This is a genomic window from Psychrobacter sp. 1Y11 (assembly GCF_052259045.1).
Taxonomy (GTDB): domain Bacteria; phylum Pseudomonadota; class Gammaproteobacteria; order Pseudomonadales; family Moraxellaceae; genus Psychrobacter.
Window position 1 is genome coordinate 24751 of the sequence record NZ_JBQQER010000004.1, and the last position, 16306, is coordinate 41056.

The following is a 16306-nucleotide window of genomic DNA, read 5'->3' on the forward strand; positions in this document are numbered from 1 at the left end:
GAGAGTGGAAAAAACGACCGTAACTCATTAAACTTGTCGGTTCAAAATAACCCTGATAGCCAGTTTCTAGCCAATACGTTTTGGCTGGTCAAGGATAGGTAATGTCACCAAAAATATTAACTCACCTCTCAACCCGATTGGCCTTTTTGATAGCGGCCATCGTCATCGCTGTTATGGGCGTGACTATGATAGGGTTTGACTGGGTACCACACTTATCTTTGCTGTTGGCTATCTGCGTATTATTAGCGATCGGCTTGATAAAAGGTTTGAGCTTCGAGGATATGCAAGCGCAAATGGCCTCAGGCGTCATGCGCGGAATTGGGGCGATTTATTTGTTCTTTTTTATCGGCTTAATGATAGCGGCTTTAATGATGTCCGGTGCAATACCGACCTTAATGTATTATGGCTTTGAGCTGATATCACCAGAGTTTTATTATCTCTCTGCCTTTATTTTAACCTCGATTATTGGGGTGACTTTAGGGAGTAGCTTGACCACTGCAGCCACTTTAGGGGTAGCGTTTATTGGCATGAGCCATGCTTTTGATGCCAATGTCGCTATTGCCGCAGGGGCAGTGGTTTCTGGGGCGTTTTTTGGTGACAAAATGTCACCTTTGTCCGATACTTGTACCATCGCCTCCTCAGTCGTTGGTATCGATCTGTTCGAGCACATTCGTAATATGATGTACACTACCGTACCGGCGTGGCTGTTGACAGTACTGCTGTTTTGGTTCTTCTCGGGAGACACCACAGGCACCAATCTTGGTCAAGTCACGCTACTACAAGCGCAGCTGATTGAGAGTGGCTTAGTGCACAGCTACGCAGTATTGCCTTTTGTCGCTTTAGTTGGGCTAGCGGTTTTTCGTATCAATGCCATCTATACGATAATTTGCACTATCAGCGTGGCGCTATTGATCACTTATTGGCATAGCTCGCCGAGCTTCGGAGAGCTTGGGAGTTATCTGTTTGGTGGATACGCTCCTGCAGAGTCGCTAGCTCTTGGCGAGGTAGCTGGTATGCTGTCGCGTGGCGGCGTGCAAAGCATGTTCTTCACCCAAACGATTGTGATTTTGGCATTGAGTTTGGGCGGGCTGTTGACAGCGTTAGGGGTGCTGCCAGCGCTATTATCAGGAATCAAAGCGTCCTTGACCTCCTCAGGAAGAGCGATATTCGCTGCTGCTATGTCGGCACTTAGTATCAACGTGCTCATCGGCGAGCAGTATTTGAGTATTTTGATCTCAGGGACTTCTTTTCGTTCGACCTTTGAGCGCTTAAACTTGCACCCAAAAAACCTCTCTCGTACCATTGAAGACGCGGGTACCGTTATCAATCCTCTAGTACCTTGGAGCGTCTGCGGTGTGTTTATCAGTCAAGCTCTAGGCGTGCCTGTCCTTGATTATCTGCCGTACGCTTTTTTCTGCTATTTATCTCTGCTACTGACGCTTATTTTTGGCTTCACTGGAATCACTATTAGTCCTGCTAAAAGTACCGAGCCTAAGACTAAAGTGGTTTAATCAAAGCTGGCTAAGATTCGGTTTAGTATCACAGCGCTTAGTATCACAGCTTAGTATCGAAACGGTATAATATATACCATGTTAATATATGTTATTGTATATTGATGAAGGCTAAAATCCTGTGTTATCTTCAAAGACAGTCAGGACTTATATCGCACAAGGAGATAACTATGCTGTTTGAAAAAATAAAAACTCCGGGGCTTTCGCACCTGTCCTATTTGTTTGGCTCGAACGGACAAGCGGCAGTGGTTGACCCACGTCGTGATTGCGCCATTTATGTCGAAAAAGCACGGGCCGCCGGGCTTAGGATTACTCATATATTTGAAACGCATCGTAACGAAGACTTAGTCTCAGGCGCTCCTATATTAGCGCAGCTTACTGGCGCTAATGTCTATCACGGTCCCAATCCAGAGCGCGAAATCGTCTATGCGCAAACGGCGCGAGAGGGGGATAGTTTTGCGATTGGTCAGCTTGAGATACAAGTGCTTGAGACTCCTGGGCATACCTTTGATCATCTAGCGTATGCTATGTTTGATAGCGCTTATCCTAATGAGGCAGTTGGTGTATTCACAGGGGATGCGCTATTCGTCGGTGATGTAGGGCGCACAGACTTTTATCCGGATCGGCGCGAAGAAGTCGCTGGCCTGCTTTATGATTCACTCCAAAAGATCATCGCTCTAGGCGATCAAGCGATGATTTATCCGGCGCATGGGGCCGGTTCGGTTTGTGGTTCAGGGATGGCAGAGCGTGAGTTCTCAAGCATCGGGCATGAAAGATTGAATAACCCAAGACTACAAATCGAGAGCCGAGATAAGTTTATTCAAGCGAAGATTAGCGAAAACCATTATCAGCCGCCTTATTTTAAGCTCATGGAACGCCTTAACATGGAAGGCGGCGAGCCTGCCCCTGTCGTGATGAGACCACGTAATCTGACCCTTGAACAACTCAACGATTGCAAAATCGATCACCTAATAGATATTCGTGAGCCGCTAGCTTATGCTTCAGCTCATTTGCCGAGCGCTATGAGTCTGCCTGTCGGTATGATTTCCGCTTTTGCAGGCTGGTTTATTAAAGATGGCGAGAGCATAGCGCTGATTGCCTCGGATGAGGAGCAGTTGGCGACGGCGATGACGCATCTAGTGAGAATTGCTTTGGATAATATTGTAGGCGGTTATGTCGGTGTCATTTCCGCTGCCAAACAAGGCAAGAGTATAGAGCAGACGCCGATGATAACGACCGAGGAAGTTAAATCGCGTCTTGAAGGTCATGCTAATACTAAAGCTAGCAAGGCTTGGACATTACTTGATGTCAGAGATGTTGATGAGAGAAACGAAGCTGCGATAGATGAGTCTGAGCATATCTATGTCGGTCATCTGAACGAGCGTTGGCGTGATCTCGACCCTCAGGAGCATTATACGTTGATGTGTGCTAGTGGTCAGCGAGCGACAGTCGCAGCAGGGTGGCTAGCAAGCAAAGGTTTCAAGCATCTCGATATTTATCTTGGCGGGATGAGTGCTTGGCAGGCTGAGCAAGCGTAAAACGTATTAGCTTATATTAACGCTATAGGCGCCACTATCATTCTTTTTATCCATAGTGAGCTCACTTGTTTGTGTAAAAAAAGCATACCATAGCTCACGGCCCTGTGCATTAAACTGGCGTACGGTATCAAAGAAGTGCTGACGAGCCGCTTCATCGACTAAAGGCGCGGGCAATAAAGGATCAAAAACGACATTGCGAATAGCAAAATCGCCAAGAAGATAAGCTTCACGCAGCGCCGTTTCATTATCGAGACTATGCTGAGTCTTCTGCCAGTCGCTCAGCTGCTTTGATACTTTCTCATAGTGTGCTTCGAGTTGCATCTGCGCCCAAAGGCCGAGTGATTTTTTTTGCCGATCCTTATCAAAGCGGCTTGCTTGAAACACTGCAGCTTCAGGCTCTAGTTGCAAATCGAGTAGCCGTGCTCGTATTCCCTCAACACCGCCACTCAAGTTATTAGGACGAATATAAAGCCCAGCATCGAGCTCACGAAACCCCAATAATGATAGCGCTCTGGTACGGGCGCGCAGTATTTTGCGATCGCTACGCGGCAGCCCGCCGGTAGTCACGGCTATCCAAGAACCTTCCCATGCTATAACGCGCTTATCCGCGTGTTCCCAAGCGGCGACATCAGCCCCTAACTTCTTAGCTTTCGGGCCCAAGCGATAAACAGCAGCATCCACCGCCTCAACCAATTCTGCTTGCGTCAAACGAGCCATAGTTACCCGTATATTATTTTCCTTTATCGCAAATAGCCTGCCGGCGCGAATGATCTCAGCTATGCTAAGGGTTTCGTGGTTAGCAACTGTCAGGAGGCGCAAAATGAGAGAGCGAGCGGCTGGCCATTGGTAATTACATTCTTTGACAATATGTGATTCCATGTGTAATACTCTAAATTTAGTCGTTTATTATTTAGTCACTTAAGATTTAGTCGTTTATTATAATGCAAGATAGGCAGTCATGAGTGCTAAGTAAAATAAATGAACAGTAACGAGTAACAAGGATAGTCAGCCAAATATTAGGAAGGATTACTATGAAGGATACCGAGCAGATGTCAACGGCCAATCAATTCAGCACCCATGAAGTCAATAATCAGCCGGTCGCTTTAGCGCATTATAACGCTTGGGAGACTGATGACGCGCTAAAAGAAGCCGTTATTCGAGAAGGCGCGTCGTGGGCCAGTGCTCATTTGAGCGAGTTTGGGGCCCGCACCGGTGGTGACATGATAGATAAGGGCTTTGCTGCCAATGAAAACCCCCCTAAATTTCGACCCTTTGATCGCTATGGTCACCGTATAGACGAAGTTGAATTTCATCCTGCTTATCATGAGTTGATGGCGGCGGGTGTACAGTACGGCATGAGTAATTTTGCTTGGCGTAACGAGAGTCGCCAAAGCGCGCACGTAGCGCGAGCGGCAGTTATGTATCTTGGCTCACAAGCAGAAGCCGGCTTTGGCTGTCCAATGTCGATGACTTACGCGGCTATTCCAGCTTTGCGCCACAATGTAGAGCTCGCTGAAAAATGGATACCGAAACTGCTATCAACAGAATACGATCCTCGTAGCTTACCTATGGAGCAAAAAACTGGCTGTACTATCGGCATGGGGATGACGGAAAAACAAGGCGGTTCCGACTTACGGCGTAACAGCACCAAAGCCATTAAGCAAAACGACGACAGTTACCGAATCATTGGTCATAAATGGTTTTATTCTGCGCCTATGTCTGACGCTCATTTAGTATTAGCCCAATCTGAAAACGGACTTAGCTGTTTTTTAGTACCGAGGTTTCGCCCCGATGGCACGCTCAATGCAGTAAGGATTCAACGCCTTAAGGATAAACTAGGCGACTGGTCGAATGCTTCTTCTGAGGTAGAGTTTGCCGGTGCTTTTGGCGAGTTAGTAGGAGTGGAGGGCAGAGGTGTCGCCACTATCATCGAGATGGTGGCCTTAACCCGGCTTGATTGTATGATAGGCTCAGCGGCGCAAATGCGGCAAGCAGTCGTACAAGCGATTCACCATACTTCTGGACGTGAAGCTTTTGGCGATTTATTAATCAATCAACCGCTTATGCGCAATGTGCTCGCTGATTTGGCTTTAGAGTCTGATGCGGCATTAGCCTTAACCATGAGAGTGGCGCGCGCCATCAGTATGATTGAGACCGACGCGCACGAAGCAGCGCTAGCGCGTATCGCGACAGCTATTGGTAAATATTGGATATGCAAGCGTACGCCAGTGTTAGTCAATGAAGCACAAGAATGTCTCGGCGGTATCGGTTATGTCGAAGAAAATATCATGCCGAGGCTTTATCGTCAGGCACCGCTCAACTCAATTTGGGAAGGTAGCGGAAATATCCAGTGCCTTGATGTGCTCCGCGCATTAAACAAAGAACCGGCTACTCGTGAGGCGTTGTTTACTGAGTTGCAAACCGCTGCTGGCAAAAACAGTTATTTTGATAAAGAGCTTGAGCAACTAGCGAGTTATTTTGAGGATGTAGAGACTTTAGAGTTTAGAAGTCGCCACGTCATAGAGCGCTTGGCGTTGATGCTGCAAGCTTCCATCTTACTAAATACGGAAAATAAAGACATAGCAGCAGCGTTCTGCCGCTCGCGTCTAGGCGGAGAGCACGGACTGGCTTTTGGCACGCTCGGTCCAAAAGCGCCCGTAGATCAGCTGATCGAACGCGCTGCGGGTGCGACAAGGTCAGTGACTTAGCACTATCGACTCAGTATCATCCAATTAGGATCACCCACGTAGCATCATTTATCGATTAGTATTATCACTAATCGACTAGCTACTTAGTCAGCTCGATAGTACCGTTGGCGGTAACAGAAACGGTGCTATTGCCCGATTCAAAGTTTTGACTCGGTACTGAAGCCTCAGCATCAGCGGCACGCATGCTGCTATACATAGGGCGTGGGTAGTTAGTATTTCCAGCATTGAGGTTGACGCTTACCACGCGGTAACCGCGCGCATCCCAAGCACGAGTTAAGTTTTTGGCTTGTTGCTGAAAAGCTCGAGACGCTTCAGTCATTAGTTTTTGTTCCAAAGCGTCTTTTTTGCTTTCTGATATACCAAAGTTTAGGTTGTTCATCACTAAAGTTTCTTGCAGATCTGCAATAAGCTGACTGGTCGCGGTGAAGTCGGTGCTTTTTAGGTCAAGATTGGCTTGTCCGGTCCAGCCGATGATCTTGTCGTTTTTATCATAACGCGGATAAGTGCTTTGTTGACCGGTGCTGACGGTGACGCTAGGGTAGCGCTTAGCAATCGCTAAGGCCCTATTGATTGAAGTATTGAGAGTCGTTGCCAAAGTCTTAGCATCAGTCGCTTGTGCTTTTTTATAGAGGCTGGCGCGTACTTCATCATTAGCGATCTCTTCTTTGACTTCCGTCTGAAAAGTGACTTGATCGTAACCGGAGGGCTCGGCGTGGGCGGTGCTCATTGCTGCGCTCAATAAAAAAGCGCTGCCAGTCATTAAAGCCAGTTTAGTCGTTAGTAAGTTTTTCATCGTAACTCCTTAAATGAATAGTTTTTAAAAGCACATAATTTAATAGTTTTTTTAGAGATTATTAACATAACAAATCTGATAATAAATAATATAAGTGTTTTGTCACAACCTTACTGCTTTCTAGCAGGCTTAAAGCTAACCACAGCGTCTAACTATAGTGTGAAAAGATATAGTTTATAGCGTTAGGGCTTGTAAAATAGAAAAAAGTAAGTATAATTTGCAACTGGTGGCTCCATTGGTAGCCTCGCAACAGTGTTCTATGAACCCCGCCAGGACCGGAAGGTAGCAACGGTATTAGATTCATTGTGTGCCGAGGATGTGCTGATGGAGTCGCTTTTTTTTGTCCAAAATTTGGCTATTATTTATTTGCTCTTCGATTTATTTGCCCTTCTAGAGGGTTTTTTTTGGTCAAAATTTTATGTAGATATAATCATCAATTAATATAATAGATAAGTTGAGTTGCTTGCATACTGCCAGCTTAAACGCTACGATATTGAGTCTAAATGAGTAGGATAAATCATCTAAATGAGTGACACCCGACAGCCTCTTTTATCTACTGAGCAGCGCCAACGCTCTGAGCTTTATGCTCGCCAGCAACAAGCTCAGCAGCGACAGATTTTGGCGATGATGGGTATCGGACAATGGGTGCGACCAGACTCACCAACGCTAAAAATAAGCGATATTGCTGATAGCGCGGGCGAAGTAGAAGCGACCCATTCATTAACTGAGCAGCAGCCAGTATTGGATGAGCAAGTTGAACCAGACGTACGAATTGATGATTCAGTAGATAAACGCTCTACTACTGCGCCAGTCGCTCCAGACGATGAGGCATCAACTACTGATCACGCAAAAATCAATAGCTTCGATAATGACAGTTTTGATGTTGATGTTGCTAATAATAATGATAGTTTAAAGGCTATCAACAAGTCTTACAACTTTAACGATTTAAATAGCTTTAGCAAATCAGAGCGTATTGAGGAAGCAAACCATAACGCTGAGACTATAAGCTTAGATAAAGTAGCGCCGTTTGATTTACAAGGCGCTCGTTATGGCAATTGGGTGCTTATAGTGGATATTCAGGCGCTCGATAACGACAGTCAAAAGCTTTGGCAAAACATCATGCAAGCGCTATCATTAGACTGTGAGACCAGCTCCTTTCCTATATGCGCGGGCATGGATACCGCTGAGCTTGCTAACGCCAGTCTCGCCGGTTATATTTTTAAGATTGCACAGAGCGAAGATATTCAAGTAGCAGCATTGACCGCTTTACCTGAAGGTCTTACTCATCCGGCTTTGACAGAGGTGCCGACTTTGCAGGCTATGCTCGCAGAGGCGACGCTAAAACGCCAGCTATGGCAGCACATCTCTAATTAGCAGTTCTACTTAGCAGTAAGCAGCGGTTATTATACGTATACTCTTTTTTCCGTTAGTACGATAGTCTTTTACACCTTCATACGTTCGTCTGAACAATAGTTCTAAAACCTTACTTCACTCCTTATTATTTAGGATTATGATTATGTCTGATAATACTGCTCCGCACCGGGTACCCAATTTTTCTGCTGGACCGGCGACTATTCCCACTGAAGTGCTGCAGCGCGCGCAAAGCGAAATGCTAGATTGGCAAGGTCGCGGGGTCTCAGTGATGGAGGTCAGCCACCGCAGTAAAGAATATATCGCGATTACCGAAAAAGCGGAAAGTAAATTGCGCTCGCTAATGGACATTCCTGATAATTATAAAGTGCTGTTTTTGCAGGGCGGGGCCAGTCTGCAATTTTCTGCTATTCCATTGAACTTATTAAACAATGGCCGCGCTGACTATTTATCTACAGGTACTTGGTCGGACAAAGCCATTAAAGAGGCCAAGCGCTACGCTAAACTAGGCTTAGGCGAGATAAACGTGGTCGCTAGTGGTAAACAAGGCAATTTCACGGACGTACCCGCATCTGATGAGTGGACTTTGAGTGATGACGCGACGTATTTTCATTACTGCGCCAATGAGACCATTCATGGCCTACAAATATTTGAGCCGCCAAAGGTAGATGCGCCGCTTATCGTCGATATGTCATCAAACATCTTATCGCAGCCGATTGACGTCTCTAATTACGGCATGATCTATGCGGGGGCACAAAAGAATATCGGTCCAGCAGGCCTCGTTATTGTCATCATCCGTGATGATTTACTAAATCAAGCTAGCGACTGGTGTCCACTGCTGATGAACTATACTCATCAAGCCGAAAAAGAATCGATGTCTAATACGCCAGCGACGTATTCTTGGTATTTAGCGGGCTTAGTATTTGATTGGTTAGAAGAGCAGGGTGGGGTTGAAGCTATCGGCAAAATCAATCAGCAAAAAGCGGATTTATTATATAAGACTATTGACGATAGTGAGTTTTATAATAACCCTGTTGCCAAAAAATACCGCTCGATTATGAATGTGCCTTTTACCTTAGCAGATGACAGCTTAGATAAAGTATTCTTAGAAGAGTCAGAAAAAGCGGGCTTGCTACATCTAAAAGGTCATCGCGATGTCGGCGGTATGCGCGCTAGTATCTATAATGCGGTGTCGCTTGAGTGGGTACAAAAGCTAGTGAACTTTATGCAGGACTTTGAAAAGAAGTATGCTTAAGAGATGTAGTGATTATTATAGACAAAATCCAAAAGACGTCACTTAATAAGTGGCGTTTTTTGCTAAACAAGAAGAGAAATTACTGAAATCATTTTTTAAAGGCGATATCTAAAAAATAGCAAAACTCGTCTACGCTTTTGATTAGGTGAAAAAAGCGAAGTTTGGTATGATAAAATTTTGCAACACCGCTAGAATTAGGCTACTGTCAAAAGTCTGCTTTGATAAAAAGCGCCGATAGCGCCCATAATGATAGACAAGCTATGATCAACAACGCTCCTATACAAGCTATATTATACAAGTCATATAAGGCCGCTACTTTGAGCCTCCTGCTTTGCTGCGCATCGATTAGTCATGCCAAAATCATTAGCACTAAAGCGCTTGGACATAATAGTAGCGCTGAATACATTGACGCGCCGTTTATGCCGTATGCTAATCCTGATGCGCCAAAAGGTGGTACGCTGTCATTGGATGCTCGCGGCACCTTTAACGCGGCTAATAAGTGGATGACAACCGGCGTGGCGATGGTTGGCACCGATTATCTCTACGATACTTTGATGACTGGCTCGCTCAATGAAGCTTTTACGATGTATCCGCAGCTTGCAACAGGCGTGACTTACGATACTGAGGATGCCAGCTGGATTATTTATCATCTTAATCCTAAAGCCAAGTTTTGGGACGGCACGCCAGTGACTAGTAGCGATGTGAAAGCCACTTACGAGGCGATACTCACTAAAGGACCGATGTATATTCGCAGCTATCTAGGCGATATCAAAGAATTACAGATTATAGATGAGCAGCAGATTAAGTTTGTCTTCAGCTCAGGTGATAATAAAGAGATTCTACTAACTGTGGGGCAGTTTCCTATCTTTGCCAAATCCTCTATCGATGCGAATTTTGAAAAGATAAGTTTAACGCCATTGATGGGTAGTGGCCCTTATAAGTTAGGCCGTGTCGAAGCAGGACGTTCGGTCAGTTATGTGCGCGATCCTAACTATTGGGCCCGTGATCTAGCAGTTAATCGTGGTCGCTATAACTTTGACATTATTAAGTTTGTCTACTATCAAAGCGATGAGATTGCCTTTGAGGGTTTTAAGTCTGGACAGTATCGCTTTCGTCCCGAAAATAAAGCTTCAAATTGGGCAACCGGCTATAATTTTCCTGCCGCAAAAGCGGGGATGGTTGTGAAAGAGTCGATAGACAGTCGAAATCCGGTGCCGATGCAGGGGCTAGTGATGAATATGCGTCGGCCTTTGTTTCAAGACATTCGCGTGCGTCAGGCGCTCAGCTTAGCGTATGATTTTGAATGGATGAATAAGACTTTATTTCATGGCCAGTATGAGCGCTTGCAAAGCTTCTTTCATGGCTCAGAATTGGCGGCTACTGGTAAGCCATCGACTACAGAAATGCAAGTATTGACGCCATTATTGAACGAGCTTGATCCTATTCAACGCCAAGGTGTGCTGAGTGATTGGCAACTGCCTAAGAGCGATGGTAACGGCTTTAATCGAGACAGCTTACTCAAAGCACGGCAACTGCTACTCGATGCCGGATTTTATTATCAGGACATGAAGTTGTATCAGCCGAATGGTCAGCTGGCACAGATTGAGATTTTGATGACAGGCGATACGCTTGGCAGGGTGCTGCTGCCTTATATTCGTAATGTTGAGCGCCTAGGGTTTACCGCCAAGCTGCGACAAGTAGACGGTCCACAATACTTCGAACGCACGCGCAGTTATGATTATGATATGACCACTGATGTGTTCGCGCAAAGTTTGTCACCAGGCGCTGAACAAGCAGCATTTTGGGGCAGCGCGGCCGCTGATGAAGTTGGTAATCGCAATACGATCGGCATCAAAAATCCAGCGATAGATAAAGTCGTTGAGGCGCTTGGAGATGCCGAGAGCCGTGAGGAGATTGTGCTTTATACTAAAGTATTAGATCGTCTGTTACGAGCGGGTCATTACTTAGTCCCGCTATATGGCAAGTCTAGCACCAATGTGGCGTACTGGAATCAATACCGCCATACTACCTTGCCAACCAATGCGGTAGGCATCGATTACTGGTGGGTGGATAAAGCGGCAGAAGCTAAAGTTAATGGCTATTTGAAACGTTAATTTACAGCACTTAGTTTTAAGGCAAAGTGAAAAAGCTAAGCGTTCAACTTGAATTAAACTGTTAATGACAGTGATATAAACACAAGTCTAAGACAAATTAGTAAAATCAGTTTTAATCAATAAGGGTTCGATATGAGTATTCAAATTATTCCAATAAAAGCATTTAACGATAATTATATTTGGACATTAATTAATAAAAATAATAAACAAGCCATCGTCATTGATCCAGGCCAAGCGCAGCCCGTCGCCGATTATATGGAAGAGCATGGCCTAGAGATGACCTCTATTTGGACAACGCATCATCATTTTGATCATGTCGGCGGGGTGATGGAGCTACAAGAGCACTTTCCGATGACTCATATCGTCGCGCATAGCGAGCATGGCGTTGAGCAGGATCAAACCATCAAGGATGGGAGTACAGTTAGCGCTTGGGGCTGCTCAGCGCAAGTTTGGGATATTCCAGGCCATACCGCTAGCCACATGGCTTACGTCTTAGATATCGAGGGCCAAAAGCACTGCTTCTGCGGTGATACGCTCTTTAGTGCTGGCTGTGGCCGCGTCTTTACTGGTACGATGGAGCAGCTGTACCAAAGCTTTCGACGTCTAAATGGTTTGCCTGAGGACACTTTGCTGTATCCTGCGCACGAGTATACCGTCAATAACTTGCGCTTTGGCCTCGCTATTGAGCCTGGCAATGTGGCCATGCAGCAAGCGCTAGCAAAAAGCGAGGAGCTCACCGCACAAGGGCTCTGTACGCTGCCAGTCACTTTAGCTCATGAGCGTGAAGTGAACGTCTTTTTGCGAGTCGATGAGCCAAGCGTGATAGCGGGCGTTAAAGCTAAAGTAGCAATCGACAATGAAGAGCGCTTAACAGTGTTTACAGCGCTACGAGAGCTGAAGGATAACTTTTAAAGTTAGCACTATAGTCAATTCGAAACAAAATCGATAGGTTTATTTTGTCCGGCTACTGGTACAAATTTTCTTTGCTTGCTGTGCGCTTCGCACTCCTCGATGCTGCATAACTAATGTTTAAAATAAGCATCCCAGTAGCACTGTATCGGTTTTAAAGTGAATCAACTATATAGCGCGCTGTCTCATCTCACTTTTACTCCGCTTAGGAAGTCATCAATATGGGTCGTTATATCTTAAAAAGACTACTGCTGATATTACCGACCTTATTTCTAATTCTATTAGCCAACTTCGTTATCGTACAAGCCGCTCCTGGCGGCCCTGTCGAGCAGCAACTAGCATTGATTGAACAAGGCGCAAAAGACAATGCGCTTAGTGGTGGCGTGGGCGCGGGTAGCTCTGGTGGCAATACCAGCACCTACCAAGGCACACGTGGACTATCGGAGGAGATGGTAGCGGCTATCAACGAGCAATATGGTTTTGATAAGTCCGCACCTGAGCGCTTTTGGATCATGCTCAAAAGCTATGCTCAGTTAGACTTTGGTGAGTCGTTCTTCAAGGGTCAGACGGTTACTGATCTAATCATCGAGAAGCTTCCCGTTTCTATCTCTTTAGGGCTATGGAGTACGCTACTGATCTATATGATAGCCATACCGCTTGGCGTCTATAAGGCCATGCATCACGGCTCAGCAGTGGACAAAGCGACGGCAATGCTACTAGCGATTGGGCACGCGATACCGGTCTTTGTGTTTGCGGTGATATTACTGGTTTTTTTCGCGGGTGGAAGCTACTGGAATATTTTTCCGCTGCAAGGGCTGACCTCAGAGAATTTCGATCAATTTAGCCTGTTAGGTAAAATCAAAGATTACTTTTGGCATTTGGCTTTGCCGTTACTAGCGAGCACGGTAGGCGGCTTTGCAGGCCTGACCTATTTGACCAAATTTAGCTTTTTAGAAGAATTGGGTAAGCAGTATGTACTCACTGCGCGCGCCAAAGGCTTAGGCGAGCGCCAAGTGCTCTACGGTCACGTTTTTCGCAATGCTATGCTGATTATCATCGCTGGTATTCCCGCCGCTATCGTCGGTATTTTCTTTGCGGGTAACTTTCTCATTGAGATTATCTTTAAGTTAGATGGACTGGGTTTGCTAGGTTTTGAAGCCATTCAGCAGCGTGACTATCCGGTGATATTTGGTACGCTGTTTATCTTTACCTTGCTCGGTCTGCTATTACAACTGATCAGTGATTTAAGCTATCACTTGATTGATCCTCGTATTGATTTTGAGGGTCGCTAATGTCTAATTATTCTACTTCTTCAGCTCCACCTGCTTTAAGCCAAGCTAAAGCTAAACGACTCAATCCGATTTGGCAGGCACGGCTTGAACGTTTCCGCAGTAATCGCTTAGGGCTGATATCTCTTATTATATTTAGCTTGGTATTCGTCATCTGCATGGCGGTCAATGTCATTGCTAATGACAAGCCTCTGCTGGTCAGTTATGACGGTGATTACTATGTGCCCGTACTCAAAGCTTATCCTGAGACCACTTTTGGTGGTATCTTTGAGACCGAGGCCAATTACAAGGATCCTGCGGTGCAAGCGCTGATTGAGGCTAAGGGCTTTTATATTATGCCGCCGATACCCTTTGCTGATCAAACGCCGAATGTAGAGTTAGGACTGCCGTATCCTGCTGCGCCTAATTCTCAGAACTGGCTAGGGACAGATGACCAAGGCCGCGATGTGTTAACAAGGATACTATACGGTCTACGCGTGTCGTTATTATTTGGCTTGGCTTTGACTTTTGCTGGCGCACTAATAGGCATTATCGTCGGTGCGATCCAAGGGTATTATGGCGGCTGGGTGGATCTAGCAGGTCAGCGCTTTATGGAGGTGTGGGGCGGGATGCCGCAGCTATTTATGATTATCATTTTGGTCAGCCTTTTTAGCCCTAGCATTTATGTGCTGTTTGCATTGATGCTACTATTTGGCTGGATGGGTCTAGTTGGGTTAGTGCGAGCTGAATTTCTGCGCGCGCGTAATTTTGATTATGTACGGGCGGCGCGTAATTTAGGGGTCTCTGATAGCCAAATCATGCGCAAACATATCTTGCCTAATGCTTTAGCCTCCAGCCTTTCGCAGCTGCCGTTTATCTTAACCGCGAATATCATTGCACTGACTGCGCTTGATTTTTTAGGTTACGGATTGCCGCCCGGCTCACCGTCATTAGGGGAGCTGATGGTACAAGGCAAAAACAATCTCGATGCACCGTGGCTTGCGCTATCAGGATTTTTTAGTTTAACCTTTATTTTATCCTTGCTTATCTTTATTGGCGAAGCGTTACGTGATGCCTTTGACCCAAGGCGCAGCTGATATGACTGATAATACTAAGCCAAACTTACCTGTTTTAAGCGTCACAGACCTGACTATCACGGCAGATAACAAGACCATATTAGTCGATAATTTAACCTATCAGCTGCATCAAAGTCAGACGCTCGCTATCGTTGGTGAGTCGGGCTCAGGCAAGTCAATCGCCAGCCTAGCACTGTTAGGATTACTGCCAAATAGCCTAAGCGCCAGTGGCCATGTCTTACTCGATGGAGTAACGCACCTGCCCATTACTAATAACCACAGCAAAGATAAGGCGCAAAATAGAGCGCTCAGATCCATTCGTGGTCAGCGCATTGGCATGATATTCCAAGAGCCGATGACTGCGCTCAATCCGCTACATACTGTCGCCAAGCAAATCGCCGAATCGCTGCGCCTAAACGGCATAGCAAAGTCGAAGTGGAGCGAGCACACCGTCCAGCTGTTAAATGACGTCAATATTACTGATCCTATTGATAAGCTAAACCGCTATCCGCACGAGCTCTCAGGCGGTCAACGCCAGCGGGTGATGATTGCGATGGCATTGGCACAGCAGCCTGATATTCTAATCGCCGATGAACCAACTACCGCGCTCGATGTGACTTTGCAACACGAGATATTAGCGCTATTAAATAGCCTAAAGTCTGAGCATAATATGGCGATGATCTTAATCAGTCATGACCTTAATCTAGTCAAGCGCTACAGCGATGAGATTATCGTTATGCAACAAGGTCAAACAATTGAGCAAGGCAAAACCGCAGCTATTTTTGCCCAGCCAAAAGCGGACTATACCCGCACGCTAATGCAGCAAGACTTTGGGCAAGCCCTAAGACTTGGAGCGGATACGATTAATAATAAAACTCCCGTATTGCAGGTTAATCATCTACAAGTTGATTTTCCGATAGAAAAAAACTTATTTGGCGGCACTAAACGCTGGTTTGAAGCGGTAAAAACGGTCGACATGACCTTACCTGCTGGTCAAGCGTTGGGTATCGTTGGTGAGTCGGGGTCTGGTAAGACCACCATTGCATTGGCACTGAGTAAACTGCTGAGTAATCAAGCACGTGTGCGCGGACAAGTGCTCATCGATGGTCAGGATCTTTTCGCTTTGAGTAGCAGCCAACTCCGCCAGTTTCGCTCTCAGATTCAAATGGTGTTTCAAGACCCCTTTGCTAGTATTAATCCGCGCATGACTGTGATGCAGGTGGTCGAAGAGGGGCTATTAGTGCAGGGCGTTGCTAAGGCGGCGCGTCAGCAAGCCGTGTTGGAGAGTCTTGAAACAGTGCATCTACCAGCTAATTTTGTCCATCGTTATCCGCATGAGCTATCTGGTGGTCAGCGCCAGCGGGTTGCGTTAGCAAGAGCGCTAGTGATGAGGCCGAAGCTGCTGATATTGGATGAGCCGACCTCCGCGCTCGATAGCACCACACAAGTGACGGTGGTGACGTTATTACGCGAGATCCAAGCTAAATTTAACATCAGTTACGTGTTTATTAGCCATGACTTAAAGGTAGTGCGGGCGTTGTGTCAGCATACTATGGTGCTAAAACAAGGCGTTTGCGTAGAAACAGGGGCGACAGAGAAGTTATTTAACCATCCGCAGCATCCTTATTCTCAGCGCTTGTTACAGGCCAGTGCTTCATAGTATAAGATGCTAACCGTCAATAAAAGTTATTTTGGCTTCCAGAAAGGGCTATTATTCTATAGTCGAATTACTTTGAAAGTGTCATAGCGCTGCTAGGATGAAT

The 16306-nt window shown here is 46.0% G+C and carries 12 protein-coding genes and 1 other RNA gene; 11 read left to right on the forward strand and 2 right to left on the reverse strand.

Annotation, left to right across the window (positions count from 1 at the left end):
- The first annotated feature begins 101 nt into the window (after positions 1–101).
- A complete protein-coding gene (nhaC, locus tag ACTXGJ_RS04610) occupies positions 102–1511 on the forward strand; it encodes a Na+/H+ antiporter NhaC (protein ID WP_439243390.1) in 1410 nt (469 codons plus the stop codon).
- 170 nt (positions 1512–1681) lie between these two features.
- On the forward strand, positions 1682–3049 hold the full coding sequence (locus tag ACTXGJ_RS04615; protein WP_443565259.1) for an MBL fold metallo-hydrolase: 1368 nt from the start codon (positions 1682–1684) through the stop codon (positions 3047–3049).
- 6 nt (positions 3050–3055) lie between these two features.
- On the opposite strand, the gene ACTXGJ_RS04620 is transcribed toward ACTXGJ_RS04615, so the two are convergent.
- Complete coding sequence (locus tag ACTXGJ_RS04620; RefSeq protein ID WP_443565260.1) at positions 3056–3928, reverse strand: PaaX family transcriptional regulator C-terminal domain-containing protein; 873 nt, start codon at positions 3926–3928, stop codon at positions 3056–3058.
- A 152-nt stretch (positions 3929–4080) separates the two neighbouring features.
- On the opposite strand from ACTXGJ_RS04620, the gene ACTXGJ_RS04625 reads away from it, so the two are divergent.
- Positions 4081–5757, forward strand: a complete 1677-nt coding sequence (locus ACTXGJ_RS04625; protein ID WP_443565261.1) for an isovaleryl-CoA dehydrogenase — start codon at positions 4081–4083, stop codon at positions 5755–5757.
- A gap of 79 nt (positions 5758–5836) precedes the next feature.
- Here the strand turns inward: ACTXGJ_RS04625 and ACTXGJ_RS04630 are convergent, their stop codons facing one another.
- The gene (locus ACTXGJ_RS04630) at positions 5837–6550 is read right to left on the reverse strand and encodes an SIMPL domain-containing protein (protein ID WP_439243382.1); all 714 of its coding nucleotides are present in this window, start codon (positions 6548–6550) and stop codon (positions 5837–5839) included.
- Positions 6551–6783: 233 nt separating this feature from the next.
- On the opposite strand from ACTXGJ_RS04630, the gene ffs reads away from it, so the two are divergent.
- The 8 genes from ffs to ACTXGJ_RS04670 all read left to right on the forward strand — a co-directional run bounded on the left by ffs (position 6784) and on the right by ACTXGJ_RS04670 (position 16203).
- Positions 6784–6880, forward strand: an RNA gene (gene ffs, locus ACTXGJ_RS04635) — signal recognition particle sRNA small type.
- A gap of 195 nt (positions 6881–7075) precedes the next feature.
- A complete protein-coding gene (locus ACTXGJ_RS04640; protein ID WP_443565262.1) occupies positions 7076–7924 on the forward strand; it encodes a hypothetical protein in 849 nt (282 codons plus the stop codon).
- A gap of 142 nt (positions 7925–8066) precedes the next feature.
- Complete coding sequence (serC, locus tag ACTXGJ_RS04645) at positions 8067–9176, forward strand: 3-phosphoserine/phosphohydroxythreonine transaminase (protein ID WP_439243378.1); 1110 nt, start codon at positions 8067–8069, stop codon at positions 9174–9176.
- A 260-nt stretch (positions 9177–9436) separates the two neighbouring features.
- Positions 9437–11290 (forward strand): extracellular solute-binding protein, encoded by a 1854-nt coding sequence (locus ACTXGJ_RS04650; RefSeq protein WP_443565263.1) that lies wholly within the window; start codon positions 9437–9439, stop codon positions 11288–11290.
- Positions 11291–11422: 132 nt separating this feature from the next.
- Positions 11423–12202, forward strand: a complete 780-nt coding sequence (gene gloB, locus ACTXGJ_RS04655; RefSeq protein ID WP_439243374.1) for a hydroxyacylglutathione hydrolase — start codon at positions 11423–11425, stop codon at positions 12200–12202.
- Between the two features lie 218 nt (positions 12203–12420).
- Entirely contained in the window at positions 12421–13491 is a 1071-nt protein-coding gene (yejB, locus tag ACTXGJ_RS04660; protein ID WP_443565264.1) for a microcin C ABC transporter permease YejB, read from the forward strand.
- Positions 13491–14564: an ABC transporter permease gene (locus ACTXGJ_RS04665; RefSeq protein WP_439243370.1), complete on the forward strand. Its 1074-nt coding sequence runs from the start codon at positions 13491–13493 to the stop codon at positions 14562–14564. The genes yejB and ACTXGJ_RS04665 overlap by 1 nt, the downstream gene beginning before the upstream one ends.
- Position 14565: 1 nt before the next feature.
- Positions 14566–16203 (forward strand): ABC transporter ATP-binding protein, encoded by a 1638-nt coding sequence (locus tag ACTXGJ_RS04670; protein ID WP_443565265.1) that lies wholly within the window; start codon positions 14566–14568, stop codon positions 16201–16203.
- The last annotated feature ends 103 nt before the right edge of the window (positions 16204–16306 follow it).

Bases quoted from the DNA above. Each gene is read 5' to 3' on its own strand.
- nhaC (WP_439243390.1), top strand. From the start codon at position 102: ATGTCACCAAAAATATTAACTCACCTCTCAACCCGATTGGCCTTTTTG.
- ACTXGJ_RS04615 (WP_443565259.1), top strand. From the start codon at position 1,682: ATGCTGTTTGAAAAAATAAAAACTCCGGGGCTTTCGCACCTGTCCTAT.
- ACTXGJ_RS04620 (WP_443565260.1), bottom strand. From the start codon at position 3,928: ATGGAATCACATATTGTCAAAGAATGTAATTACCAATGGCCAGCCGCT.
- ACTXGJ_RS04625 (WP_443565261.1), top strand. From the start codon at position 4,081: ATGAAGGATACCGAGCAGATGTCAACGGCCAATCAATTCAGCACCCAT.
- ACTXGJ_RS04630 (WP_439243382.1), bottom strand. From the start codon at position 6,550: ATGAAAAACTTACTAACGACTAAACTGGCTTTAATGACTGGCAGCGCT.
- ACTXGJ_RS04640 (WP_443565262.1), top strand. From the start codon at position 7,076: ATGAGTGACACCCGACAGCCTCTTTTATCTACTGAGCAGCGCCAACGC.
- serC (WP_439243378.1), top strand. From the start codon at position 8,067: ATGTCTGATAATACTGCTCCGCACCGGGTACCCAATTTTTCTGCTGGA.
- ACTXGJ_RS04650 (WP_443565263.1), top strand. From the start codon at position 9,437: ATGATCAACAACGCTCCTATACAAGCTATATTATACAAGTCATATAAG.
- gloB (WP_439243374.1), top strand. From the start codon at position 11,423: ATGAGTATTCAAATTATTCCAATAAAAGCATTTAACGATAATTATATT.
- yejB (WP_443565264.1), top strand. From the start codon at position 12,421: ATGGGTCGTTATATCTTAAAAAGACTACTGCTGATATTACCGACCTTA.
- ACTXGJ_RS04665 (WP_439243370.1), top strand. From the start codon at position 13,491: ATGTCTAATTATTCTACTTCTTCAGCTCCACCTGCTTTAAGCCAAGCT.
- ACTXGJ_RS04670 (WP_443565265.1), top strand. From the start codon at position 14,566: ATGACTGATAATACTAAGCCAAACTTACCTGTTTTAAGCGTCACAGAC.